The 22,986-nt window shown below is 62.5% G+C and carries 20 protein-coding genes and 1 tRNA gene; 4 read left to right on the plus strand and 17 right to left on the minus strand.

What is annotated here, in order from left to right:
- Window positions 1-55 precede the first annotated feature (55 nt).
- The 5 genes from galE to AC1ROT_RS04695 all read right to left on the minus strand — a co-directional run bounded on the left by galE (window position 56) and on the right by AC1ROT_RS04695 (window position 5,453).
- Window positions 56-1,069, minus strand: a complete 1,014-nt coding sequence (gene galE / locus AC1ROT_RS04675) for a UDP-glucose 4-epimerase GalE (protein WP_492997457.1) — start codon at window positions 1,067-1,069, stop codon at window positions 56-58.
- Window positions 1,056-2,519: a mannose-1-phosphate guanylyltransferase/mannose-6-phosphate isomerase gene (locus AC1ROT_RS04680; protein WP_492997459.1), complete on the minus strand. Its 1,464-nt coding sequence runs from the start codon at window positions 2,517-2,519 to the stop codon at window positions 1,056-1,058. The genes galE and AC1ROT_RS04680 overlap by 14 nt, the downstream gene beginning before the upstream one ends.
- A 118-nt stretch (window positions 2,520-2,637) precedes the next feature.
- Entirely contained in the window at window positions 2,638-4,140 is a 1,503-nt protein-coding gene (locus AC1ROT_RS04685; protein ID WP_492969794.1) for a sensor histidine kinase, read from the minus strand.
- A 1-nt stretch (window position 4,141) separates the two neighbouring features.
- Complete coding sequence (locus AC1ROT_RS04690; RefSeq protein WP_492997462.1) at window positions 4,142-4,954, minus strand: response regulator transcription factor; 813 nt, start codon at window positions 4,952-4,954, stop codon at window positions 4,142-4,144.
- Window positions 4,887-5,453 (minus strand): hypothetical protein, encoded by a 567-nt coding sequence (locus tag AC1ROT_RS04695; RefSeq protein ID WP_492997464.1) that lies wholly within the window; start codon window positions 5,451-5,453, stop codon window positions 4,887-4,889. Before AC1ROT_RS04695 ends, AC1ROT_RS04690 begins: the two co-directional genes overlap by 68 nt.
- A gap of 462 nt (window positions 5,454-5,915) precedes the next feature.
- On the opposite strand from AC1ROT_RS04695, the gene pgmG reads away from it, so the two are divergent.
- The gene (gene pgmG, locus AC1ROT_RS04700; protein WP_492969791.1) at window positions 5,916-7,367 is read left to right on the plus strand and encodes a phosphoglucomutase/phosphomannomutase PgmG; all 1,452 of its coding nucleotides are present in this window, start codon (window positions 5,916-5,918) and stop codon (window positions 7,365-7,367) included.
- A gap of 91 nt (window positions 7,368-7,458) precedes the next feature.
- Here pgmG and AC1ROT_RS04705 read toward each other — a convergent pair.
- The 7 genes from AC1ROT_RS04705 to AC1ROT_RS04735 form a co-directional block, all read right to left on the minus strand.
- Window positions 7,459-7,534: transfer RNA gene (locus tag AC1ROT_RS04705), tRNA-Lys, on the minus strand.
- Between the two features lie 122 nt (window positions 7,535-7,656).
- Complete coding sequence (rodA, locus tag AC1ROT_RS04710) at window positions 7,657-8,799, minus strand: rod shape-determining protein RodA (RefSeq protein WP_492997466.1); 1,143 nt, start codon at window positions 8,797-8,799, stop codon at window positions 7,657-7,659.
- 1 nt (window position 8,800) lies between these two features.
- Window positions 8,801-10,708, minus strand: a complete 1,908-nt coding sequence (gene mrdA, locus AC1ROT_RS04715; RefSeq protein WP_492997467.1) for a penicillin-binding protein 2 — start codon at window positions 10,706-10,708, stop codon at window positions 8,801-8,803.
- Window positions 10,709-10,712: 4 nt separating this feature from the next.
- Window positions 10,713-11,234 carry a rod shape-determining protein MreD gene (mreD, locus tag AC1ROT_RS04720; protein ID WP_492969788.1) on the minus strand — a complete coding sequence of 174 codons (522 nt, stop codon included), beginning with the start codon at window positions 11,232-11,234 and terminating at the stop codon, window positions 10,713-10,715.
- A 9-nt stretch (window positions 11,235-11,243) separates the two neighbouring features.
- A complete protein-coding gene (gene mreC / locus AC1ROT_RS04725) occupies window positions 11,244-12,122 on the minus strand; it encodes a rod shape-determining protein MreC (RefSeq protein ID WP_492969787.1) in 879 nt (292 codons plus the stop codon).
- A 40-nt stretch (window positions 12,123-12,162) separates the two neighbouring features.
- Window positions 12,163-13,206, minus strand: a complete 1,044-nt coding sequence (locus AC1ROT_RS04730; RefSeq protein WP_144066920.1) for a rod shape-determining protein — start codon at window positions 13,204-13,206, stop codon at window positions 12,163-12,165.
- A 95-nt stretch (window positions 13,207-13,301) separates the two neighbouring features.
- Window positions 13,302-14,864 (minus strand): 2-isopropylmalate synthase, encoded by a 1,563-nt coding sequence (locus AC1ROT_RS04735; RefSeq protein WP_492997468.1) that lies wholly within the window; start codon window positions 14,862-14,864, stop codon window positions 13,302-13,304.
- 329 nt (window positions 14,865-15,193) lie between these two features.
- On the opposite strand from AC1ROT_RS04735, the gene AC1ROT_RS04740 reads away from it, so the two are divergent.
- Window positions 15,194-15,739, plus strand: coding sequence for a methylated-DNA--[protein]-cysteine S-methyltransferase (locus AC1ROT_RS04740; RefSeq protein ID WP_492997469.1), 546 nt, complete (start codon window positions 15,194-15,196; stop codon window positions 15,737-15,739).
- Between the two features lie 57 nt (window positions 15,740-15,796).
- Here the strand turns inward: AC1ROT_RS04740 and ilvC are convergent, their stop codons facing one another.
- The 4 genes from ilvC to miaA all read right to left on the minus strand — a co-directional run bounded on the left by ilvC (window position 15,797) and on the right by miaA (window position 20,296).
- Complete coding sequence (gene ilvC, locus AC1ROT_RS04745; protein WP_492997470.1) at window positions 15,797-16,819, minus strand: ketol-acid reductoisomerase; 1,023 nt, start codon at window positions 16,817-16,819, stop codon at window positions 15,797-15,799.
- A 49-nt stretch (window positions 16,820-16,868) separates the two neighbouring features.
- On the minus strand, window positions 16,869-17,384 hold the full coding sequence (gene ilvN / locus AC1ROT_RS04750; protein ID WP_297688666.1) for an acetolactate synthase small subunit: 516 nt from the start codon (window positions 17,382-17,384) through the stop codon (window positions 16,869-16,871).
- Between the two features lie 32 nt (window positions 17,385-17,416).
- A complete protein-coding gene (locus AC1ROT_RS04755; protein WP_492969783.1) occupies window positions 17,417-19,216 on the minus strand; it encodes an acetolactate synthase 3 large subunit in 1,800 nt (599 codons plus the stop codon).
- Between the two features lie 84 nt (window positions 19,217-19,300).
- Window positions 19,301-20,296: a tRNA (adenosine(37)-N6)-dimethylallyltransferase MiaA gene (gene miaA, locus AC1ROT_RS04760; RefSeq protein ID WP_492997471.1), complete on the minus strand. Its 996-nt coding sequence runs from the start codon at window positions 20,294-20,296 to the stop codon at window positions 19,301-19,303.
- Window positions 20,297-20,351: 55 nt separating this feature from the next.
- Between miaA and serB the strand changes: the two genes are divergently transcribed.
- The gene (gene serB / locus AC1ROT_RS04765) at window positions 20,352-21,254 is read left to right on the plus strand and encodes a phosphoserine phosphatase SerB (RefSeq protein WP_492997473.1); all 903 of its coding nucleotides are present in this window, start codon (window positions 20,352-20,354) and stop codon (window positions 21,252-21,254) included.
- Between the two features lie 129 nt (window positions 21,255-21,383).
- On the opposite strand, the gene AC1ROT_RS04770 is transcribed toward serB, so the two are convergent.
- The gene (locus tag AC1ROT_RS04770; RefSeq protein WP_492997474.1) at window positions 21,384-22,166 is read right to left on the minus strand and encodes a 3-hydroxybutyrate dehydrogenase; all 783 of its coding nucleotides are present in this window, start codon (window positions 22,164-22,166) and stop codon (window positions 21,384-21,386) included.
- A 180-nt stretch (window positions 22,167-22,346) separates the two neighbouring features.
- Here AC1ROT_RS04770 and AC1ROT_RS04775 point away from each other — a divergent pair, with 180 nt between their 5' ends.
- The gene (locus tag AC1ROT_RS04775) at window positions 22,347-22,967 is read left to right on the plus strand and encodes an ATP-dependent Clp protease proteolytic subunit (protein ID WP_492969779.1); all 621 of its coding nucleotides are present in this window, start codon (window positions 22,347-22,349) and stop codon (window positions 22,965-22,967) included.
- Window positions 22,968-22,986: the final 19 nt, after the last annotated feature.

A 22,986-nucleotide genomic window follows, 5' to 3' on the forward strand; every position in this document is an offset into this window, starting at 1 on the left:
ACCAGAAAACCGCCGCATAGGCCGGGCCCCCACTAAAGCTATGGAATCCCGACGCTTATAACACAACCTGACGCGCGGATGGAACCCGGCGATGCCAGTCCCAGGCGGTTGTCACCATGCTTTCCAGGCCGGACAGGCCCGGCTGCCATCCGAGTTGTCGTATGGCGCGGCCAGCATCAGCCAGCAGAATCGCTGGATCGCCGGGCCGCCGCGGTTCGATACGGACCGGGATACTGTGACCGGTGATCTGACGGGCTACGGCGATCACCTCCCGCACAGTCGTACCGGCCCCGTTGCCAAGATTGAAGGCATGGGCGCCAACGGCGCTGGTGAGATACCGGAGGGCCAGGACATGGGCATCTGCCAGGTCAGAGACATGGATATAATCGCGGATGCACGTACCATCACGAGTTGGGTAGTCATCGCCATAGATCGCTATCTGGTGGCGACGACCTGCAGCCACCTCCAGCACCAGCGGGATCAGATGAGTCTCCACCGGATGGGCCTCGCCGATCCCCGCATCCGCATCGGCCCCGGCGGCATTGAAATACCGTAAAGACACCGAATGCAGCCCATAGGCCCGGGCATAATCCTGCAGGGCACGCTCGATAATCAGCTTGCTGGTACCATAGGGATTGAGCGGCTGGGTGGGATGGCTTTCCGGCATCGGCGTGGTTTCCGGCTCGCCATAAACTGCAGCACTGGAGGAAAAGACGATGCGTTCGATGCCATTGCGCCGCATGGCATCCAGCAACGCGATGCTGCCGCAGACATTGCTGGCGTAATACTGCGCCGGATCGGTGACCGATTCGCCAACCACGATCAGGCCGGCTAGATGGATCACAGCAACGGGATTGTATTTGCGGATCACCTCGTCCAGCCGCACGCTGTCGATCAGATCACCGCCTTCCAGCGGCCCCCACTGCACCGCCCAGGCATGGCCGGAAACCAGGCTGTCATAGGCGACCGGCAAGTAGCCGGCTTCGGCCACCGCCTTGCAGACATGGCTGCCGATATAACCGGCGCCTCCGGTAATCAAAAGTGCCGGCCTGGGATCAGCAGCGACCATAGGAGTCCACCAGGCGCACGATATCGTCTTCGCCCAGATAGGAGCCCGACTGCACCTCGATCAGATGCAGCGGCAGCTTGCCGGGATTCTCCAGCCGATGCGCCGCACCGATCGGGATATAGACCGACTCGTTCTCGCGCAGCAGGATGCTTTCCTCGTCACGCTGCACCAGCGCCGTGCCATGTACCACCACCCAGTGTTCGGCGCGATGGTAATGCTTCTGCAGGCTCAGCTTGGCACCCGGCTTCACTGTCAGGCGTTTGACCTGGAACCGCTCGCCGGTGTCGACCGAACGATACGAACCCCAGGGCCGATAGCAGGTGCTGTGCGACTGCGGTTCGGATCGGTTGCCCTTCTTGAGCTGATCGACCACACGGCTGACTTCGTCGACGCGATTCGCCGCTGCGACCAGCACGGCGTCGTCGGTGGAGACCACCACCACGTCATCCAGGCCAATCACCACGACCAATTTGTCCTCGGTGCGCAGATAGGAATTATGCACATCGCGACTGACCACATCGCCGATGGTGACATTGCCCTCCTGATCGGCCGCACCGCTTTCGCGCAGCGCCTGCCACGAGCCCAGATCGCTCCAGGCCATGTCAACCGGCACCACCGCCACCTGTCTGGCATGCTCCATCACCGCATGATCGATGGAAAGGGCCGGCGCGGCGCCAAAGGCGTCCTCATCTAGGCGGAAGAAACCGAGGTCCTCACGGCCATCAGCCACTGCACGTTCGCAGGCCGCGTACATTTCCGGATGGAGACGCCGCACCTCGTCAAGGAAATGCCGCGCCGACAGAAGGAAGATACCGCTATTCCAAACATAGCTGCCGCTCTGCAGATAGCGCTCGGCGGTGGCGACATCGGGCTTTTCGACAAAGCGGTCGACACCGCGGACATGGTCCGAACCCTCCAGCAGCGGGCCGGTTTTGATATAGCCATAGCCCGGTTCCGGCCGCGTCGGACGGATGCCAAAGGTCACCATGCGGCCATCGACAGCCGCACCAAGGCCGGCTTGCACAGCACGATGCAATTCTTCCGGCATGCCAATGGCATGGTCCGCGGGCTGCACCAGCATGATCGCATTGGGATCTTCGCGAGTTAGCCAGAGCGCGACGGCAGCAAGAGCCGGAGCCGTATTACGCGCCTTCGGTTCCAGCAGAATTTTTCGCGCCTCAATCCCGAGTTCGCGCAGATGATCGTCGATCAGAAAACGGTGCTCGTCATTGCAGATCAGGATCGGCGCCGCAAAGCCCAGATCCGACGAATTTCGCAACACCGTTTCCTGCAGCAGGCTGCGCTGCGACATGAGCGGCAGCAGTTGCTTGGGGTAAGCGGCACGTGACATCGGCCACAACCGGGTGCCCGAACCGCCCGCAAGCACAACAGGGTGAATCCGGAAAGCGGCCTGGTCCAGCGTAGCGCTGGCTTCAATCGCGGCATTCATGGTCGACCTCACGGGGATGACTAGGATGCTGCGACTATGTCGATGCACCCGTGAAGCGACCAGTGATCAAACTGTGGTTCTGCGGCGCAGACAGCAGACACAGAAATGACAGAATTCTTTACGCAGCCGGCAAAGCGATACGCACGCTCAGGCCACCGCCGATGCGGTTGACTGCACTGATGCTGCCGCCCACCGCCTCGATGTTGCGGCGAACGATCCACAGGCCGAGTCCAGCATGTCCAGCGCCGCCATTCTCGGCCGTCAGAACAGCGGTTTTCGGACGCAAGGAGAAGTAGCGATCAAAAATATGCTCCACCTTGCGCGGATCGATGCCAGGTCCCTCATCGTCAACATGCAAATGTATCGTGCTGTTCTCGCGGAACAGATAGACCGCCACGGTCCCCCCGGAGGAAGAGAAGCTGATGGCGTTGTCCAGTACATTCTCGAATGCGATATCGATCACGCCGAGACCGGCACGCACGATCATGTCCTCTTCTAGGGTGCGGATCAGGCGGATGTGGCGCTCTCCCATGACATCGCGATACCGCAGCAGGATATCGGCCACTATGCGGGTAAGATCGACCCGTGGTCGCGGTGCGTCGATCAGATCGGCAGTATTGTGATCCAGCCGCTGGGTGGCATTGACCAGGGCGTTGAGGCGCCCCAGCGAGGACTCAATCAGGCTGACGGCCCGGCCGGCACGAACATTATCAGCAGGCAGTACGCGACGGATGGGATCGAGGGAGGCCTGGATCGTACTGAGCGGCCCCTTGAAAGAATGCGCATTATCTTCGGCGGTCTGGCGGATATCCTGGGCGATATTGCGCAGGTCATGCACCAGATGATCGAAATCCATCGCCACACTGGTCAGCTCAGGTACCACATTGCGGTCGGTGAAGGAGTAATCTGCCGTGCGTCCCTGCCGCACCTCGCGCGCCACCTTGCGAAAGTGATGCAGGCTGCGCCAGACACTGAGGGCAATCAGGATCGCCAGAAGAGCAAAGGCGAAATAAATCGCCGCGGCGATGCGCACTTCGCGCGTCTGCCAGTAAGAACGGCCAATCGAAATGTTGAGGAATTCAGTGGTTGGATGGGCCGAGATCAGAATCCAGCAGCCCCAGCGCGACTGGATCGGCAGCAGCGACGTCATGATTTCCTCATGGCCGTCGGGCTGGCGGTAGCGGATATCGATGGGTTCGTCCCAGGCGCAACGATCCGAGAGCTGGCGCAGAATCCCCCGTTCGGCCAGGCTTTCCAGCTCGGTGCCGATCCGGTCCGGCCGCACTTCCGGGGTCGAGGCAATGAAATAGAAATTGCCGCTGTCGCCACCACTGGCCGGGCGGAACATCAGTTTCAGCAGCGTGCGGCCGTCGTTGAACCGTTGCAGCTCGGCATTCAGCGTCTTATGCGGCACGCCCTCGGGCCGGTTCAGGATCGGCACCAGGGCCTGTGCGATCAGCCAGCTGCGTTGCTGGATGCCACGGCTCACCAGCTCGCGCCGCTGCTTGTCGGCACCCTCGAACTGGCCGTAGAGCACGATCGGCAGGGCGACAAACACCGCAATCAGCAGAACAAGCTTGAGCGTCAGCGAGGCGCCAAGCCGGCGCACCCGCTGCAGCATATCAGGCTGACTCGGCCGGGATGGTGCGCCAGCGGTATCCGAAGGCGAGAAAGTTCTCGATTTCAGCAAAGTCGACATCGATGGACCGGAATTTGTTGCGAATACGCTTAATCGACGAACGCACATTGGTGCGATAGCCATCTTCCCCCGCGCCGGCGATGAATCCGGCATGGTGCACGCAATCATAAATCGCACGATAGGTTGCATATTCGCCGGCATTTCTGACCAGCATGTGGACGATATTGAACTCCACCACAGTAAGGTTGACATCGGTGCCGCGCCACCAGGCCCGACTGATCTGCGGACGCAAAGTGAGCGCGCCGCATTCTATATTTTCCTCCTGCCGCTGTTCGGCCGGAATCTTGCCGGCACGAACGATCAGGTTCACGCGCTTGGCTAGGATTGCTGCGCCACGCGATTTGTTGACAAAGTCCATCGCTCCGTTTTCCAGCGCGGCATTTTCATAGGTCGCTGCCAGCATGCCGGTGAGGAAGATCACCGGTACATTGACACCGCGTCGCCGCGCCTGCCCGAGTAGTTCCAGCCCGGTGACACCCGGCATACGCCAGTCCAGCACCAGAACATCGCTGGTCTTGCCACTGGCGAAGTATTCGAACATGCCGGCACCGTCGCGGAAATCCACGACGTTGAAGCCAATATCCCTCAGCTCGCCGCCGATGGCCTCTCGAAAGTCGTCATCGTCGTCGACCAGAACGATGCGTGCGCCATCACCCTGCTGGGCGAGCTCATTTGCTGCCGGTGCGGGATCGCAGATCGGCGCTGCAATTACGTCTTCCCTGTTCAGTGCCGTCATGGCCATTCACCTCATAGCTGAGAACACGAAACACCCGGGTCTGAACGTCGGGATAGAAAGAGACGTCGAGGGTGCATTGGGGGTAGCGGTAGCGCCAGACACGAGCCGGCGGGCGTTGCTCTTCCTCGGCCGGCGCGCCCAGCATCTGGCGAGCCTGTGTCGTATCCAGGCCCACTAGATTGAGGCCGGCCTTGCCATCGAGCGTGGTGCCGGCAGGCGCCACCGCAGGGATCGCCGTGGAAGGCGGTACAGCGGTCGCCGGGGCAGAAACCGGCGTGGGCCGCGCCTGCGGGACTGCGGGGACAGGAGGCTGGCTTGCCACGGACGGCTTCGGCGGCGGAGAGACATTGCGGAGAGGCTGCTGCGCAGGACGGGGAGCGGACCAGGAAAAATCCGGGCGCGCGCCGCTGCTGTCTGCCGGCCACTGGCGCGCCTCGCAGCCGCCCAGCAACACCAGACAGGTACTGGCAAGACACCATGGGATCATCCCCTTCATCATCGGCCCCTGCACAAGAACATCACCGGAAACAGCAACCTTTGACGTCGAACAGGCGTCATGCCCGGTCCGGCGCGCAAAAAATCATTCCGGGAACGCGGGGAAACCCCGGGTCACCGGCCTTCTCGTGTTTCCCCCAGGGACTGTTGCCGCCGGGCTTGCAGCCCGTCAGCCAGAGCCAAACGCTCGAACAGCAAAAAGATCGCACCGAAGCCACACAATAATTGCGGCGGGAGTGAACACCCCTATCGATGGCGATCAATGGGGCAATAATATGGAGCGTTGCCCTCTCTTCAAGCAAACAGAGGCGCTTCTGTGGCCGGGCCACAGAAAAGTCACACCGCATGTGACATTGCATCCTGATCCGCTGTTGACCACGCCATTGCCACACACGCAAGGCGTCGCAATCTCCATCATTCCATCAAATCAGCCGGCAACGGTGACAGTACGATAGAGGAGATCACGATGAGCAAGACTGAATTCCACCGCGGCATCCTGCGCGAATACGATATCCGCGGCATCGTTGGCTCGACCCTGACCCTGCCGACGGCGCAATTGCTGGGCCGCGCTTTTGGCACCCTGGTGCGCCGTCGCAACGGGCGCAGCGTCGCGCTGTGCCGCGATGGCCGGCTCAGTTCGCCGCAGATCATGCGCGCCTTTGGCAAAGGCCTGAAACAGGCCGGTATCGATGTCCTGCGTGTTGGCCTCGGGCCGACTCCGATGCTGTATTTTGCCGAACGTCACCTGCAGGCCGATGCCGGCGCGATGATCACCGGATCGCACAACCCTCCTGACTATAACGGCTTCAAACTCTCTATTGGCGGCAAGACCATCTACGGAGAGGAAATTCAGGCCATCGGCGACATCATCGCCAAGGGCAGTTTCGCGGAAGGCAATGGCCATACCCTGCGTCGTACGGTAGCTGGCGCCTATGCCATGCGGCTGCTGCGCGATGCCGAACTGGCGAAACCGCTGTCGATCGCCTGGGATCCCGGCAATGGGGCTGCTTGCCCGATCGTCGAGCGGATCGTGCGCGCCCTGCCCGGCCGTCATGTCGTGCTGAACGGCGATGTCGATGGCACATTCCCCAATCATCACCCGGACCCCACTTTGCCCGAAACGCTGGAACAGCTGCGCATAGCCGTGAAAGACAACAATTGCGACCTCGGGATTGCTTTCGATGGCGATGGCGACCGCCTGGGCGTGATCGACAATGCCGGTCATGTTCTTTGGGGCGACCAGCTTATGATGCTCTGGTCGGAAGAGGTGCTACGCAAGAATCCCGGCGCCACCATCATTGCCGATGTAAAAACCAGCCAGACGCTGTTCGATACCATCGAACGGCTGGGCGGCAAGCCACTGATGTGGAAGACCGGCCACTCGCTGATCAAGGCCAAGATGCGCGAGACCGGCGCCCTGCTGGCCGGCGAGATGAGCGGTCATATCTTCTTTGCCGACCGCTATTTCGGCTATGACGATGCCCTGTATGCCGCGATCCGCCTGCTGAATATCGTATCGCGCAGCCCGCGCAGCCTGGCCGAGATGCATGACCGCCTGCCCAAGACAGTGAATACGCCGGAACTGCGCATCGAAGTTCGTGAGGAAGAGAAATTCGCCATCATCGACCGGGTCAAGGAGCGTCTGGCCAGGGCCGGCGCCAAGGTCAACGACATTGATGGCGTGCGGGTGCAGACCGATGATGGCTGGTGGCTGCTACGCGCTTCCAACACCCAGAATGTACTGGTCGGTCGCTGCGAATCTGGCGATACGGCAGGTCTTGATCGCCTGAAACAGGCGCTCGGCGAGCAACTGACGGCTGGCGGCGTCGATGACGGTGTCATTGCGGGTGCCTTGGGGAACAGCCATCGTCCGCAATCTCACAAGACGCAACACGAAGGCCATCGTCCGGCAGCATAGACCGCAGGACAGCCCGAAACGAAAAAGGCCCGGATCACTCCGGGCCTTTTCAGTTTGCCTTCAAGAACCACCGAGAAGCCATTCCGGAGAATGGTGGGCGCACCAGGGCTCGAACCTGGGACCCGCTGATTAAGAGTCAGCTGCTCTACCAACTGAGCTATGCGCCCAGTGGTCGTCAAAAGCTGGGGGAAAATACCCGGATTCGCCGGAATTGCAAGGCCTTCGTCCCGGCGATTTTTACCAGTTCGGACAAAGACTTAAATCGGCCCGATTCGGACTCGCCCGACGCCTACAGCCCGCTCATATGACGTGGGATTTCCACGTCGCGGTGAACATAGCAATTGATCAACAACCCGATACCGACCAGCAGCGTCATCATCGCTGTCCCGCCATAGGAAACCAGAGGCAGCGGAACACCGACCACCGGCACCAGGCCCGAGACCATGGCGATATTGATGAAGACATAAAGGAACAGCATGGTGGTGATGCCGCCGGCCAGCAGGCGGCCGAACTGGCTGCGCGCCCGCAGCGCAATCGCATAGCCATAGGCGATCAGCAGGATATAAAGCGCAATCAATACCAGCGCGCCAATCAGGCCATGTTCTTCCGCCAGCATGGTGAAGATGAAGTCGGTCTGCTTCTCGGGCAGGAAACTCAGATGACTCTGGGTTCCCTGCAGGAAGCCTTTGCCGGCAAACCCGCCCGAGCCCAGTGCAATCTTCGACTGCAGGATGTGATAGCCGGCGCCGAGGGGGTCCTGTTCGGGGTTCATGAAGGTGAACACACGCTTCTTCTGATAATCGTGCAGGAAATTCCACAGCACCGGCAGCGCACTGCCGCCGCCCACGATCACCAGGATGAATTTCCATGCCCGTACACCGGCAAAGAAGAACACCGCCCCCGACGATGCCAGCAAGAGCATGGCCGTACCGAGATCAGGCTGCTTGATCACCAGAATCACCGGCACCAGAACGACGGCCAGCGGTAGCACCAGCCAGCGAATCTGCCCGACCTCTTCATACGACAGGCCATGGAAATAGCGCGCCAGCGTCAGCACCAGCGAGATCTTCATGATTTCCGAGGGCTGGATATGGATGACCCCGAGGTCGAGCCAGCGCTGCGCACCCATGCCGATGCGGCCGAACAGCTCAACCGCGATCAGCAGCACCAGGCCAACAGCAAAAATCAGGTAGGAAAACCGCATCCAGATCCGGATGTCGGTGGTGGCGATCGCCACCATGATGACCAGGCCGACGGCAAAACGGGCCATCTGCCGGTCCGCCCAGGGATCGATATCGCCACCGCCGGCGGAATAGAGCGTCGCAAAGCCGACGCAGGCGATCAGGGTGATCAGCAGCACCAGGCCCCAGTTCACATCACGCAGCTTGCGCCCGAAGCTCAGATCATTGCCGCGACTGGACCAATGAGCCATGTCAGCCGCCTTCCCTGGGCGCTGCGGACGGCGTCGCAGCCGTATTGGGACCAGGGGCAGGTCGACCCTTGCGTGACGGATCCAGCTTCTGCGCCTCCAGCATGATGTCGCGGGCGATCGGCGCTGCAGCGCCCGAACCGGAACCGCCATGCTCCACCACCACGGCGCAGGCATAGCGCGGCGCGCTGACCGGTGCGAAGGCAACGAACAGCGCGTGATCGCGCTCCTCCCACGGCTTTTCCTCGTTCTTGCGTACGCGCGTCTCACGCTCCAGACGACTGATGCGGCGCACCTGACTGGAGCCGGTCTTGCCGGCCATGGCAAATTCCGGAATGGTGATGCGGGCGCGATGCGCCGTGCCGCGGGGTGGCGTAGTCACGCGAATCATGCCTTCCAGCGCCAGGTCCAGCTGCTCGCGCTTGATGCCGGTATGGGGCCAGCGCTGCGAGGCCGGTCGCTTGTCGGTGGCCGGCCCGTAAGCCTCGTCCTGCCGCACGATGCGCGGCTGCACCGCATAACCGCCATTGGCCAGCCGCGCGGCCATCACGGCCAACTGCAACGGCGTGGTGGTGACATAGCCCTGGCCGATACCGGTATTGAGGTTTTCGCCCTGGTGCCATGGCTGCCCCAGCACCGCCTGCTTCCAGGATTTGGTCGGAATCAGGCCGCGCCGTTCGCCGGTCAGGTCGATGCCGGTAAATTCACCCAGGCCCAGCCGCTTGGCCATCTCGGCGATTTTGTCCACGCCGGTGCGGCGCGCCGCTTCATAGAAGAAGACGTCGCAGCTTTCTTCCAGGGCGGCGACGAAGTTCATGCTGCCATGGCCGCCCTTCTTCCAGCAATGGAAGACGTTATTGCCGAATTCCATATGGCCCTGGCAAAAGACCCGGGTATCCGGTGTGATATTCCCGGTTTCCAGGGCCGCCAAACCGACCAGCATCTTGAATGTCGAGCCCGGCGGATATGTACCCTGGATCGCCTTGTTGATCAGCGGCTTGTATTTGTCGCCGTTGAGCTGGCGCCATTGCGACGGCGTGATGCCGACATTGAACCAGTTCGGGTCGTAGCCCGGATTAGACACCAGGCTGAGGATTTCGCCGGTATGGATATCGATCACCGCGCCGGCGCCGCTCTCCTCGCCGAAGCGCTCCTGCGCAAACCGCTGCAGGTCGGCATCGATGGTCAGAACGATATCGTCGCCGGGCTGGCCGTTATAACGCTGCAGCTCGCGGATGCCGCGGCCATAGGCATTGACCTCGATCTGGCTGTGCCCGGCACGCCCGCGCAGGCGTTCGTCGTAGATCTTCTCCACGCCGCTCTTGCCGATGCGGAAACCCGGCAGTTCCAGCAGCGGATCGTCGCCCAGCTCATTCTCCGCCACAGCACCGACATAACCGACCACATGGCTGAACAACGGGCCATAGGGGTAATCGCGCGTCTCGCCCACGTCGAGCTGCACACCGGGCAGGTCGGGTGAATGCAGGTTCACCTTGGCAAAGTCGTCCCAAGACAGATTCTCGGCCACCACAACGGGCACGAATTTGCGACGCCGCTCGATCTCGCGCTTCACCCGCGCACGCTGGTTGTCGTCGACCTGAATCAGCTTCGACAGGGCCTCCAGCGTGCCATCCACATTCCGTGTCTGCTCGGCGACGATGAGGACGCGATAGTTGCGGCGGTTGGACGCCAGCTCATGGCCATTGCGGTCCACCACGCGGCCGCGTCGCGGCGACAGCAAACGCATATTGATGCGATTTTCATCGGCCAGCAGGGCATATTTGTCGGATTCCAGCACCTGCAGGTAATACAGCCGCGCCGCCAGCGTCCCGAACAATGCCAGCTGCGCCGTGCCCAGCAGCAGGGCGCGCCGGGTAAACACCCGCTGCAGATCGTTATCGCGCCGGTTCATCCCGTTAAACCGTCACGGAGCTGCGGAGCCAGCGGCGCTCCAGGCGGCTCAGCGCCCAGTAGATGCCCGGATACAGACCCAGCGACAGCACCACCTGTGCCAGCACCGGCGCGGTGGGCAGCAGCCGCCAATGCAACAGCGACACCAGTGCCCAGCTCAGGGGCACCACGGCACCCACCACCAGGGCGAAAGCCGTCCAGTTGACGAAAAAGGACGAGCCCAGGAATACCCGACGCTGCGACACGCCAAGTTCATGGATGATGACCAGGGTCAGGGCATTCAGGCCAAGCGGGCCGGCGCTGAGGAGATCAAGCAGCAATCCGATCAGGAAGGCGCCGACCATGGTCATGAGATCGGAGCGGAAAATGCTCCAGTAGAAGACCGCCATCAGGGCAAAGGAGGGTGCCACGGTATCGAAATGCGGCAGGCCGAGCGGCAGCAGACCGATCAGCACCAACGCAATACTGCTCAGGATCGGCAGCAGCGCGCGGAGGCGGCGGCTGGTCTGGCGAAGCAGCGCAGACATGGCCGTGGCCTATCGCTTCAGCGGCGGAGATGGCGCCGACGGATCTTCCGCCTCGACACGGGTCTCGTCGAACTGCATCACGCGCAGAAAGTCCAGACGCCCAAGATCGACGACAGGCCGCACGCGGATGACGCCGTCGATGGCGACGATCTCGCCCACCGGAATGCCGGCCGGAAACTGGCCGCCATCGCCCGAGGTGACGATATGCATACCGATGGCCGGCTTGGCTGCGCCCGAGAGGTATTCCAGACGCGGCTGAGGCGAGTTGTCGCCCGTCAGTACGGCGCGATGGCCGCCATCCTGCAACATGACCGGCAGGCGCGAATTCAGGTCGGTGACCAGCAGGATGCGGGCGGCACGCACACCGACTTCGGCAACGCGGCCGACATAGCCGCCCTCGCCAATCACGGCCTGGCCCTTCTTGATGCCATCCTTGGTGCCGACATTGAGCAGGGCGGTCCGCACGAAGGAACCGCCGCCATCGGCGATGACTCGGCCGCTGACATAGGTGTGGCTGAGATCCGGTCCCGCCGACAGCAGACGGCGCAGCGCGGCATTGTCTTGTTCCAGCCGGCGCGCCACTTCCTGCCATTGCAGCAGGCGGGCATTTTCGGTGCGCAGGCGGAAATTCTCGTCATGGACGAAGAGGATGTCGTCGGCCCAGCCGATCACGGCGTTGACGGCGCTGACCGGCTGCGCAACGGCGCTCAGCACCGGCTCCACGATATCCGCGCCGACGGTGCGCAGGCGCTCGACCACCGGACGGTCGACGCGGCTCAACAGGATAAGGCCGACAGCCGTGGCGAGCAGGAGCAGAAACGCAAAGCGCTGCAGCAGCGCGCGGAACGGCGCTGCAACCCAAGCACTGCGTCCAGACCGTCTTGCCATGTGCCTCCGTCTACCCCGTTAGACGTTGCCCGCCCGCCGTTCAGTACGGCGGGTTGTACAGAACGTGCTTCAGCGTCTTCATTTCTTCCAGCGCGCGGCCGGTGCCCAGCGCCACGCAGCTGAGCGGCTCGTCAGCGATCGACACCGGCAGGCCGGTGGCATGGCGCAGCACGAGGTCCAGATTGCCGAGCAGCGCGCCGCCGCCGGTGAGAACGATGCCCTTGTCGACGATATCGGCAGCCAGTTCCGGTGCGGTGTGTTCCAGCGCGACCTTGACGGCCTCGACGATGGCACCGACCGGTTCGGCCAGGCTTTCGGCGATCTGGCGCTGGTTGATCACCAGTTCCTTCGGCACACCGTTCATCAGATCACGGCCCTTGATCTCCATCGAGAGACCGTTGCCGTCTTCCGGCGGCGCGGCCGAGCCGATCTGCTTCTTGATGCGCTCGGCCGAGGCCTCGCCCACCAGCAGGTTATGATTGCGCCGGATATAGGCGATGATCGCCTCGTCCATCTTGTCGCCGCCGACGCGCACGCTGCGCGAATAGACGATGCCACCGAGCGAGAGCACGGCCACCTCAGTGGTGCCGCCGCCGATATCGACGACCATCGAGCCGGTCGGCTCGGTCACCGGCAGGCCGGCGCCAATCGCGGCGGCCATCGGCTCTTCGATCAGGAAGACGCGGCGCGACCCGGCGGACTCGGCCGAGTCCATGATGGCGCGCCGTTCGACCGCGGTGGAACCCGACGGCACGCAGATGATCACCTGCGGCGAGGCGAAGCTGCGGCGGTTGTGAACCTTGCGGATGAAATGCTTGATCATTTCCTCCGCCACTTCGAAATCGGCGATCACGCCGTCACGGAGCGGGCGAATGGCTTCGATATTGCCCGGCGTACGGCCCAGCATCTGCTTGGCCTCGTCACCGACAGCCAGAACCTGCTTTTTGCCACGGTTATTGGCGATTGCCACCACGGAGGGTTCATTCAGCACGATCCCTCGACCCTTGACGTAGACCAGCGTGTTGGCCGTGCCCAGATCAATGGCCATATCGGCCGACATGAAACCCATCAAACGCGAGAACATCGAGAAGAACCCTCACCAGCGAAATATCGCGCCGTTATCGCCTTTGGGACCGGAACAGCGCAACCCCCAGCCCCCCTATTTTTACCCCACTGAAATCAGGCACTCATGGCTGCCGGCGCGGTCTTTTCCCGCTTCACCAGCAGCTTGTTGAGCGCATGAATATAAGCCCGGCAGCTGGCGACCAGCGTATCGGCGTCAGAAGCCTGCCCGTTCACGGTCTTACCGCCCTCTTCCAGCCGCACGGTCACCTCGGCTTGGGCATCGGTGCCCTGGGTCACGGCATGGACCTGGTACAGCTGCAGATTGACCTGATGGGGGAACAGGGCCTTGATCGCATTGAAAATCGAATCAACCGGTCCGTTACCCGTCGCCTTGACCGATTTGACCGCACCATCGATCTCCAACTCCAGTTCGGCACTCTGCGGCTCTTTGGAGCCGGCAATCACCTGCAGCGAGACGAAGCGGATGCGGTGGCTGTCATGAGCCACGGTATCGTCGACCAGAGCAACAAGGTCCTCGTCGAAGACCTCCTTCTTGCGGTCGGCCAGATCCTTGAAGCGGCCAAAGGCATCGTTGAGCTGGTTCTCGGCCAGATTGAAGCCAAGCTCTTCCAGTTTCTTGCGGAAGGCATGGCGGCCGGAATGCTTGCCCATTACCAGGGTCGAGCGGTTCAGGCCAACCGATTCCGGTGTCATGATCTCGTAGGTGCCCGCATGCTTCAGCATGCCATCCTGATGGATGCCGCTCTCATGCGCGAAAGCATTGGCGCCGACGATGGCCTTGTTCGGCTGTACGACGAAGCCCGTCACGGCAGAAACAAGCCGCGAGGCCTTCATGATATCGGTGGTCTTGATGTTGGTTTCGAACTGCATCGCATCGGGCCGCGTGCGCAGCGCCATGACAATTTCTTCCAACGCTGCGTTGCCGGCGCGCTCGCCCAGGCCGTTGATCGTGCATTCCACCTGACGCGCGCCGCCCACGACGGCAGCCAGCGAGTTGGCAACCGCCAGACCGAGATCGTTGTGGCAATGCGCGGAAAACCTGGCTTTATCGCTGTTCGGGATGTTTTCAATCAGGAAGCGCATCAGCGCCGTGTACTCTTCCGGCACGGTGTAGCCTACGGTGTCGGGCACGTTGATGGTGGTGGCGCCAGCCTTGATGGCGCTCTCGATCACGCGGCACAGGAAATCGCGATCCGACCGCGTGCCGTCCTCGCAGCTCCACTCCACGTCGTCGCAGAGGTTGCGCGCATGAGAAACGCTGTCGATCACGGCCTGATGCACCGCCTCGGGCTCCATCTGCAGCTTGAACTTCATATGCAGCGGCGAGGTGGAAATGAAGGTATGGATGCGTGCCCGCTTGGCGGGCTTGAGCGCCTCCCAGGCGCGGTCGATATCCTTCTTGCCGGCGCGGGAGAGACCGCAGACGGTGGAGTTGACGACGCGCTTGGCGATTTCATTCACGGCTTCGAAGTCGCCGTTGGAAGCGATCGGGAAGCCGGCCTCGATGACATCGACGCCCATGCCTTCCAGCACGGAGGCGATCTTGAGCTTCTCTTCCAGATTCATGGACGCGCCGGGCGACTGCTCGCCGTCGCGCAGGGTCGTGTCGAAAATGATGACGCGCTCGCGCGCGCTGCCGGCCGCCGCTGTCGTCATGTCAGACCCCTTCTCGCCCATAGACGGCGGTCTCACGCCGACCAGACCCCAAAAGGCCGGCGCAACGCGATTCTTGCCGTGGTTTCCGTGCTTTAACCATAGTCTACACGCTCCGGCGGGGTCCGGGCAAAGGCCGAAAAGTCAAAGGCCTTCATGGACTTGCGCGGCTACTCTCCGATACCAGGCTTAAAAAGGGATGAATTTGACGGAAATACCGACCAAACAAGTTAATAGACTGAAAACACGGTGAAATTGTGTCCGCCCCGGAAATCTTAAAAAGCGGCCGCCAGACACCCGACAGATGCCGCTCGCCGGCCGATAATCCCGCCATGGCAAAGCCCTCCTCGCCCCCACCCGACCGCCTACTGATCGACCGGCTGGCCACCCCCATCGGCACCGCGCTGCTGGTCACCGATGCGGCGGGCTTTCTGCGTGCGCTTGACTGGAGCGATCACGAGGCGCGCCTGCTGAAGCTGCTGCGGCTGCATTACGGCACTGGGACGAGCATCGACACTGCCCGGTCGCCCAAAACCCTGCGGCAGTCTGTGGACAGCTATTTCGCCGGCGAACTGACCCGGATCAATGATATCGCCTGTCGCACGGCCGGCACGGATTTCCAGCGCCGGGTCTGGGCGGCGCTGCGCAAGATTCCGGCGGGCAGGACGCTGACCTATGGCGCATTGGCGGCGAAGCTCGGCATGCCCAAGGCTATACGCGCGGTCGGAGCGGCCAATGGCGCCAATCCGCTGAGCGTGGTCGTGCCCTGCCATCGCATGGTCGGCGCCAACGGATCGCTCATCAAGTATGGCGGCGGCCTGGAGCGCAAACGCTGGCTGCTGGCTCATGAAGGCGTCGTGGTGCCGAAAGTGGCATAAACAAAAACGGCCGACGGTGATGAACCGCCGGCCGCATCGTCTGCGATATGGAATCGCTTAGTTGCTGCGAGCCTTGTCGACCAGCTTGTTCTTGGCGATCCAGGGCATCATGGCGCGCAGCTTGGCACCCACTTCCTCGATCGGGTGCTTGGCCAGCGCCGCACGGGTCGCCTTGAACGAAGTCTGGTTGACCTTGTTTTCCAGCATCCAGTTGCGGGTGAAGCGGCCGGACTGGATGTCTTCCAGAACGCGCTTCATCTCGGCCTTGGTCTCGGCAGTCACGATGCGCGGACCGGTGACGTATTCACCGTATTCGGCGGTGTTCGAGATCGAGTAGTTCATGTTGGCGATGCCGCCTTCGTAGATCAGATCTACGATCAGCTTCACTTCATGCAGGCACTCGAAATAGGCCATTTCCGGGGCGTAGCCCGCTTCCACCAAGGTCTCGTAGCCGGCCTTGATCAGCTCGACCAGGCCACCACAGAGCACGACCTGCTCGCCGAACAGATCGGTTTCGCATTCTTCCTGGAAGGTGGTCTCGATGATACCGGCCTTGCCGCCGCCATTGGCCGAGGCATAGGAGAGCGCGATTTCCAGGGCGTTGCCCGAGGCATTCTGGTGCACGGCAACCAACGACGGCACGCCGCCGCCCTTCAGGTATTCCGAACGCACGGTGTGGCCCGGGCCCTTGGGCGCGATCATGAAGACGTCGAGATCCTTGCGGGGCTCGATCAGGTTGAAATGGATGTTCAGGCCATGCGCGAAGGCAAGGGCGGCGCCTTCCTTCATGTTGTCGCGCAGGTCATTAACCCAGAGGTCCGACTGGCCCTCATCGGGAGTCAGCACCATGACGACGTCGGCCCACTTGGCGGCCTCGGTCGGGGTCATCACCTTGAAACCGGCCTCTTCGGCCTTCTTGGTGCCGGCCGAACCCTTGCGCAATGCGACAGCGATGTTCTTCACGCCGCTGTCCTTCAGGTTCATCGCATGGGCATGGCCCTGGCTGCCATAGCCGACGATGACAACCTTCTTGCCCTTGATCAGGTTCAGGTCCGCATCGCGGTCGTAGTAAACGCGCATCTCAGTCTCTCCTCAAAAAGCGTCGTTGTTTTCGTGTTCGGCTTCAGAATTAAAGCGGCTTCGGGCCGCGGCTGATCGCCACGACACCAGTGCGCGACACATCGACCAGACCGAGCGGCTTCATCAACTCGACGAAAGCGGTGATCTTTTCCGGCGCGCCGGTCAGCTCGAAGACGAAGGATTCGATCGTGCTGTCGACGGCGCGGGCGCGGAAGATATCGGCAATACGCAGGCTTTCCACGCGCTTCTCGCCGGTGCCGGCAACCTTGATCAGCGCCAGTTCGCGCGCAATATGCGGGCCTTCGACGGTCAGGTCATGCACATTATGCACCGGCACCAGACGGCCGAGCTGAGCCTTGATCTGCTCGATCACATTGGCCGGGCCAGAGGTGACCACTGTGATGCGCGAGAGATGCGCGGCATCCGAGACCTCAGCCACGGTCAGGCTTTCGATATTGTAGCCTCGGCCCGAGAACAGCCCGACCACGCGAGCCAGGATGCCGGGCTCGTTATCGACGAGGACGGACAGGATATGGGACTGGATCGGCTGCTGCGGCGCGGACATGATCGGATTTCTTCTGTGCTGTATGGCCGGCCTCAGACGAGGGCCATGCCTTCTTCACTGACGCTGGCATTCTTCGGATCCTTCGGCTTGTCGTCGGCCAGGATCATCTCGTTATGGGCCGCGCCCGAGGGCACCATGGGGAAGCAGTTCTCCGCCTTGTCGACAGCGACATCCACCACCACCGGACCATCGATGGCAATCATTTCCTTGATGACACCGTCGAGATCGGCCGGATCGGTAACCCGCAGGCCGCGGCAATGGAAGGCTTCCGCCAGCTTGACGAAATCGGGCAGCGATTCCGAATAGCTCTGCGAGTAACGCCCGCCATGCAGCAGCTGCTGCCACTGGCGCACCATGCCCATGTATTCGTTATTGAGAATGAACACCTTCACCGGCAGGCGGAACTGCGCCGCGGTGCCCAGCTCCTGGATGTTCATCAGGATCGAGGCCTCGCCGGCAATATCCACCACCAGCTTGCCCGGATGACCGAGCTGCACGCCGATGGCGGCCGGCAGGCCGTAGCCCATGGTGCCCAGGCCGCCCGAGGTCATCCAGCGGTTCGGCTTGTTGAACTTGTAATGCTGGGCCGCCCACATCTGGTGCTGGCCCACTTCGGTGGTGATGAAGGTGTCCTGATCCTTGGTCAGCTCATACAGCCGCTCGATGGCGAGCTGCGGCTTGATGATCTTGGGGTCCTTCTTGTAGCTCAGGCTGTCGCGGGCGCGCCACTGGTCGATCTGCGCCCACCATTTGTCCAGTGCCTTCTGGTTCGGCTTGTGGCCGCCCTGTTTCCAGGCGGCGATCAGCTGTTCCAGCACCTTGCAGGCATCGCCGACGATATTGAGGTCGCAGCGCACGGTCTTGTTGTGCGACGACGGATCGATATCGACATGGATCTTCTTCGAGCCCGGCGAGAAAGCATTCAGCCGGCCGGTGATGCGGTCGTCGAAACGCGCGCCGATATTGATCATCACGTCGCAATCATGCATCGCATGATTGGCTTCCCAGGTGCCATGCATGCCCAGCATGCCGAGGAACTGCTTGTCGGTGGCCGGGTAGCCGCCAAGCCCCATCAGCGTATTGGTGATGGGGAAGCCGGTCAGCTTCACCAGCTCGTGCAGCAGTTCCGACGCCTTCGGGCCGGCATTGATGATGCCGCCACCGGTATAGAAGACCGGACGCTCGGCCGCGGCCATCAGCGCCACGGCATCCTTGATCAGCGAGGCCTCGCCTTCCACGCGCGGGCGGTAGGTCTTGTGGCGTATATTGTCCTTGGCGGTGTAGGTGCCCTGGGCCACCTGCACGTCCTTGGGCAGATCGATCACCACTGGGCCCGGACGGCCGTTGGTGGCGACATAGAAGGCCTCATGGACGACGCGGGAGAGATCATCCACGTTTTTGACGAGATAGTTGTGCTTGGTGCAGGGCCGGGTAATGCCGGTGGTGTCGCATTCCTGGAAGGCGTCGGTGCCCACCAGATGGGTGGCGACCTGGCCGGTCAGGCAGATGACGGGGATGGAATCCAGCAGGGCATCGGTCAGGCCGGTGACGGCATTGGTGGCGCCGGGACCGGAGGTGACAAGCACCACGCCGGGCTTGCCGGTCGAGCGGGCATAGCCTTCGGCGGCATGGACGGCCCCCTGCTCGTGGCGCACCAGGATGTGTCGGATGGCATTCTGCTTGAACAGCGCGTCATAAATCGGGAGTACCGCGCCGCCCGGATACCCGAAGACGACCTCAACACCCTGGTCGATCAGGGCCTTGATCAGCATTTCGGCGCCGCTCATCTGCTGGTTTGGCAGGGTCGGCGCAGCCTGCGCTGCGGTAGACATGACACTCAATCCTTTGGGCGATCAGCCCTTTTAGACGAAAATCGGCCGGAACACGCCGCCCCGGCCGTCAAAATCGGCGCCAACCTAAACGGCCGCTCCGCGCACGGTCAATAGGTATCTCACAATGAATGGAAAGATTTCCGCCTCTGGGTTGAAATTTTCTTGCTGGCTGAGATCGTTTTCCACAACCAGGTCCGGAACGAACTGGTGTCGGAACCAGGTGGTCTGCCGCTTGGCGTAGTGGCGGGTGTTGAGCTGGCCGATACGGGCCGCCTCATCCAGCCCGATCTGCCCCTTAAGATATTGGAACAATTCGGGAAGTCCGTGGGCCTTGCGCATCGGGGCATCGATGGGGATATCCGCCCGCGCCAGCACCGCCCGCACCTCCTCAAGAGCACCCGCCTTGAGCATGTCGTCAAAACGCCGGTCGATCCGGGCATACAGCGCCGGTCGCGGTGGCTGCAGCAGCAGGCGGAAGACCGGATTGGACAGGGGCGGAGCAACGCTTTCGGCCTGCCAGGCAGCCAGGCCGCGGCCGGTGGTCTGCAGCACCTCCCAGGCTCGCACCAGGCGCTGGCTGTCGCCCGGCTTCACCTGCGCCGCCGTGACCGGATCTTCGCCGCGCAGAACCGCATGCAGGGCGTCCGCACCATGGCGCTCCAGCCGCAGCCGCGCTGCCGCGCGCACATCGGCCGGAATCGCGGGAATCTCGGCCAGGCCCTCGAAGAGGCTGCGCAGATACATGCCAGTGCCGCCCAGCAGGATCGGCAGGCGACCCGCGTGAATGGTCTCGGCGATGGCGGCCTTCGCCAGTTCAACCCAGCGCGCCGCCGTGCCATGCTCGGCACCATCCAGCACGCCATACAGGCGATGTGGCGCCTGCGCCATTTCATCGTCGGTTGGGCGCGCGGTCAGGATGCGCAGATCGCGATAGACCTGCATGCTGTCGGCATTGATGACGGTGCCGTTGAACCGCTGCGCCAGGGCAATGCCCAGCGCCGACTTGCCGCTGGCGGTCGGACCGGCCAGCACCAGGATCGGGGCAGTGTTAAGGTTTGTCTCAGGTTCTGTCGCGGGCATGGTTACTGGCGGCATCCGAGTTGCGCCGCCTCTTCTACAGTCCTAGAACAGGTGGATGCAAAACATTCTCACCCTGATCGCCGCCCCCCACAATGCCGTGCTGACGCCGCGCGCTACCAATGCCGTGCGCGATGCGCTGGCGCTGGCCCGCGGCAAGGTCGGTCCGGTCGACTGGCTCGATCAGGGCATTGCCTGCGACATTCCCTTCGATGGCGTCGATGCCGCCGAAGCGGAAAAGGTCGCCAAGGTGGCCCTGCGCAATGCGCCGGTCGATGTGGTGGTGCTGCAGACGGCCGACACCCGCCGCAAGAAGGCGCTGGTGGCCGATATGGAGTCGACCATCATCCGCAACGAGATGCTGGACGAGATCGCCTATCTTGCCGATATCGGCGAGAAGGTCGCCGATATCACCCGCCGCGCCATGAACGGCGAGCTGGATTTCTTCGCTGCCCTGCGCGAGCGCGTTGCCCTGCTGAAAGGCCAGCCCGCGACCCTGCTGGACGAGGCCGCCGGCCGCATCAAACTGATGCCGGGCGCACAGGTGCTGCTCAACACGCTGAAGCAGCATGGCGTGCATACTGCGCTGGTCTCAGGCGGATTTGATCATTACACCCAGCGGATCGCCGAACAGCTTGGCTTCGACGAGCAGCAGGCCAACCGCCTGCTCATCGAGGACGAAAAGATCGCCGGTGTCGCCGAGCCGATCCTGGGCAAGGAGGCCAAGCTGGAGGCCCTGCAGCGTGTGGCCAAGGCGCGCGGGATCTCCGAGGCCGACTGCATCACGGTGGGCGATGGCGCCAACGACCTCGCCATGCTGGAGGCCTCAGGCATGGGCGTCGCCTATCACGCCAAGCCGGTGGTGCAGCAGGCGTCGAAGATCAACATCCGCCATGGCGACCTGACGGCACTGCTGTATCTGCAGGGCTATCGCGCCGACGAGATTTTCGGGCGCGGCTGACGCCCCGTGTGTCATGGCCGGACTTGATCCGGCCATCCACGCCTTACTTTCCAATATTCGCAATGCCCAGAAACGTGGATGGCCAGGACAAGCCTGGCCATGACGCTTGTCTGGTAGTACGTGCGATCTTCACCGCGCCGTCCAGCCACCATCAATCGCGATGGACGTGCCGGTGATCGACTTGGCGCCCTCGCTGCACAGGAAGACGGCGGTGGCCGCCACTTCCTCGATCTCGACAAAACGCTTGGTCGGCTGCACCGCCAGGATCACTTCGCGGATCACCCGATCGCGCGGCATGTTATGGGCCTTGGCTTGGTCGTCGATCTGGTTTTCCACCAGCGGCGTGCGCACATAGCCCGGACAGATCGCATTCACCGTGATGCCGGCCTCGGCCACTTCCAGCGCCACCGCCTTGGTCAGGCCGACCTGGCCATGCTTGGCCGCCACATAGGCCGACTTGAACGGCGAGGCCACCAGGCCATGGGCCGAGGCGATATTGACGATACGGCCCCAGCCCTTTTTCTTCATGCCGGGCAACGCCGCCTTGATGCAGTGATAGCTGGAGCTGAGATTGATGCTCTGGATCGCATCCCATTTCGCATCGGGAAATTCGTCCACCGGCGAGACGAACTGGATGCCGGCATTGTTGACCAGGATATCGATGCCGCCCAACTCGGCTTCGGCCTTCTTGATGAAGGCGGCGATTGCCTCGCCCTTGCTCATGTCGGCGCCGTCATAGACCACCTTGACGCCGAATTCCGATGCCAGACCGGCGCGCAGCCTTTCGATCTCGGCGGCGTCGCCAAAGCCGTTCAGCATGATGTTAGCGCCCTGGGCCGCCAGGGCCCGGGCGATACCCAGTCCGATGCCGCTGGTGGAACCGGTGACGACGGCGGACTTGCCTTTCAGCATGGGGCGACCTTTCTTAAAGCCTCTGTTCGGTATGGCCGAAGCCTAGCGGAAAACGCCGGCTTCTGCCTAGCGGCAGCCCACCCGGCAGGGCTGGCGGGGCCCTGAGCCTTGCACCCTCCCCCGGCCCCGTGGGATACCAGAGACAGACGTTTTCAAGGCCGTTTCAGGAGCATTTCCCACATGCTGAACCGCATTACCCATCTGGACGACGAGCCGGAAAAGAACGGCGACGACGAGAAGGAAAAGGCCAAGGACAAGACGCCGGGCATCGAGGAGCGGCTGTTCAAGGCACGCACCATCCTGATCTACGGCGGCATCGACCAGAAGATCGCCAAGGAAGTCTCGGCCCGCCTGCTAGCCCTGCAGTCGGCCGGCGATGAACCGATCACCATCTTCATCAACAGCCAGGGCGGCCACGTCGAATCCGGCGACACGATCTATGACATGATCAAGTTCGTGAAGCCCGATGTGCGCGTGGTCGGCACCGGCTGGGTCGCTTCGGCCGGCGCGCTGATCTATGCCGCCGCCAAGCGCGAGAACCGCTTCAGCCTGCCCAACACCCGCTTCCTGCTGCATCAGCCGTCCGGCGGCGCCGGCGGCACGGCCTCGGATGTCGCCATCCAGGCCAAGGAAATCATCCGCATGCGCAAGCGGCTGAACGAGATCTTCGCCCGCGAGACCGGCCAGACGCTGGAGCGCGTGGAGAAGGACACCGATCGCGATTACTGGATGAGCGCAGAACAGGCCGTGGAATACGGCCTGGTCGGCAAGGTCGTGCAGAACGCCCGCGAGATCGAATAACCGGTTCGCACCGGACACG

It is taken from the genome of Ferrovibrio sp. GW821-FHT12E11, assembly GCF_058806975.1.

Excerpts from the sequence above, each read along its gene's own strand:
- galE (WP_492997457.1), bottom strand. The coding sequence starts at position 1,069 with ATGGTCGCTGCTGATCCCAGGCCGGCACTTTTGATTACCGGAGGCGCC.
- AC1ROT_RS04680 (WP_492997459.1), bottom strand. The coding sequence starts at position 2,519 with ATGAATGCCGCGATTGAAGCCAGCGCTACGCTGGACCAGGCCGCTTTC.
- AC1ROT_RS04685 (WP_492969794.1), bottom strand. The coding sequence starts at position 4,140 with ATGCTGCAGCGGGTGCGCCGGCTTGGCGCCTCGCTGACGCTCAAGCTT.
- AC1ROT_RS04690 (WP_492997462.1), bottom strand. The coding sequence starts at position 4,954 with ATGACGGCACTGAACAGGGAAGACGTAATTGCAGCGCCGATCTGCGAT.
- AC1ROT_RS04695 (WP_492997464.1), bottom strand. The coding sequence starts at position 5,453 with ATGATGAAGGGGATGATCCCATGGTGTCTTGCCAGTACCTGTCTGGTG.
- pgmG (WP_492969791.1), top strand. The coding sequence starts at position 5,916 with ATGAGCAAGACTGAATTCCACCGCGGCATCCTGCGCGAATACGATATC.
- rodA (WP_492997466.1), bottom strand. The coding sequence starts at position 8,799 with ATGGCTCATTGGTCCAGTCGCGGCAATGATCTGAGCTTCGGGCGCAAG.
- mrdA (WP_492997467.1), bottom strand. The coding sequence starts at position 10,708 with ATGAACCGGCGCGATAACGATCTGCAGCGGGTGTTTACCCGGCGCGCC.
- mreD (WP_492969788.1), bottom strand. The coding sequence starts at position 11,234 with ATGTCTGCGCTGCTTCGCCAGACCAGCCGCCGCCTCCGCGCGCTGCTG.
- mreC (WP_492969787.1), bottom strand. The coding sequence starts at position 12,122 with ATGGCAAGACGGTCTGGACGCAGTGCTTGGGTTGCAGCGCCGTTCCGC.
- AC1ROT_RS04730 (WP_144066920.1), bottom strand. The coding sequence starts at position 13,206 with ATGTTCTCGCGTTTGATGGGTTTCATGTCGGCCGATATGGCCATTGAT.
- AC1ROT_RS04735 (WP_492997468.1), bottom strand. The coding sequence starts at position 14,864 with ATGACGACAGCGGCGGCCGGCAGCGCGCGCGAGCGCGTCATCATTTTC.
- AC1ROT_RS04740 (WP_492997469.1), top strand. The coding sequence starts at position 15,194 with ATGGCAAAGCCCTCCTCGCCCCCACCCGACCGCCTACTGATCGACCGG.
- ilvC (WP_492997470.1), bottom strand. The coding sequence starts at position 16,819 with ATGCGCGTTTACTACGACCGCGATGCGGACCTGAACCTGATCAAGGGC.
- ilvN (WP_297688666.1), bottom strand. The coding sequence starts at position 17,384 with ATGTCCGCGCCGCAGCAGCCGATCCAGTCCCATATCCTGTCCGTCCTC.
- AC1ROT_RS04755 (WP_492969783.1), bottom strand. The coding sequence starts at position 19,216 with ATGTCTACCGCAGCGCAGGCTGCGCCGACCCTGCCAAACCAGCAGATG.
- miaA (WP_492997471.1), bottom strand. The coding sequence starts at position 20,296 with ATGCCCGCGACAGAACCTGAGACAAACCTTAACACTGCCCCGATCCTG.
- serB (WP_492997473.1), top strand. The coding sequence starts at position 20,352 with ATGCAAAACATTCTCACCCTGATCGCCGCCCCCCACAATGCCGTGCTG.
- AC1ROT_RS04770 (WP_492997474.1), bottom strand. The coding sequence starts at position 22,166 with ATGCTGAAAGGCAAGTCCGCCGTCGTCACCGGTTCCACCAGCGGCATC.
- AC1ROT_RS04775 (WP_492969779.1), top strand. The coding sequence starts at position 22,347 with ATGCTGAACCGCATTACCCATCTGGACGACGAGCCGGAAAAGAACGGC.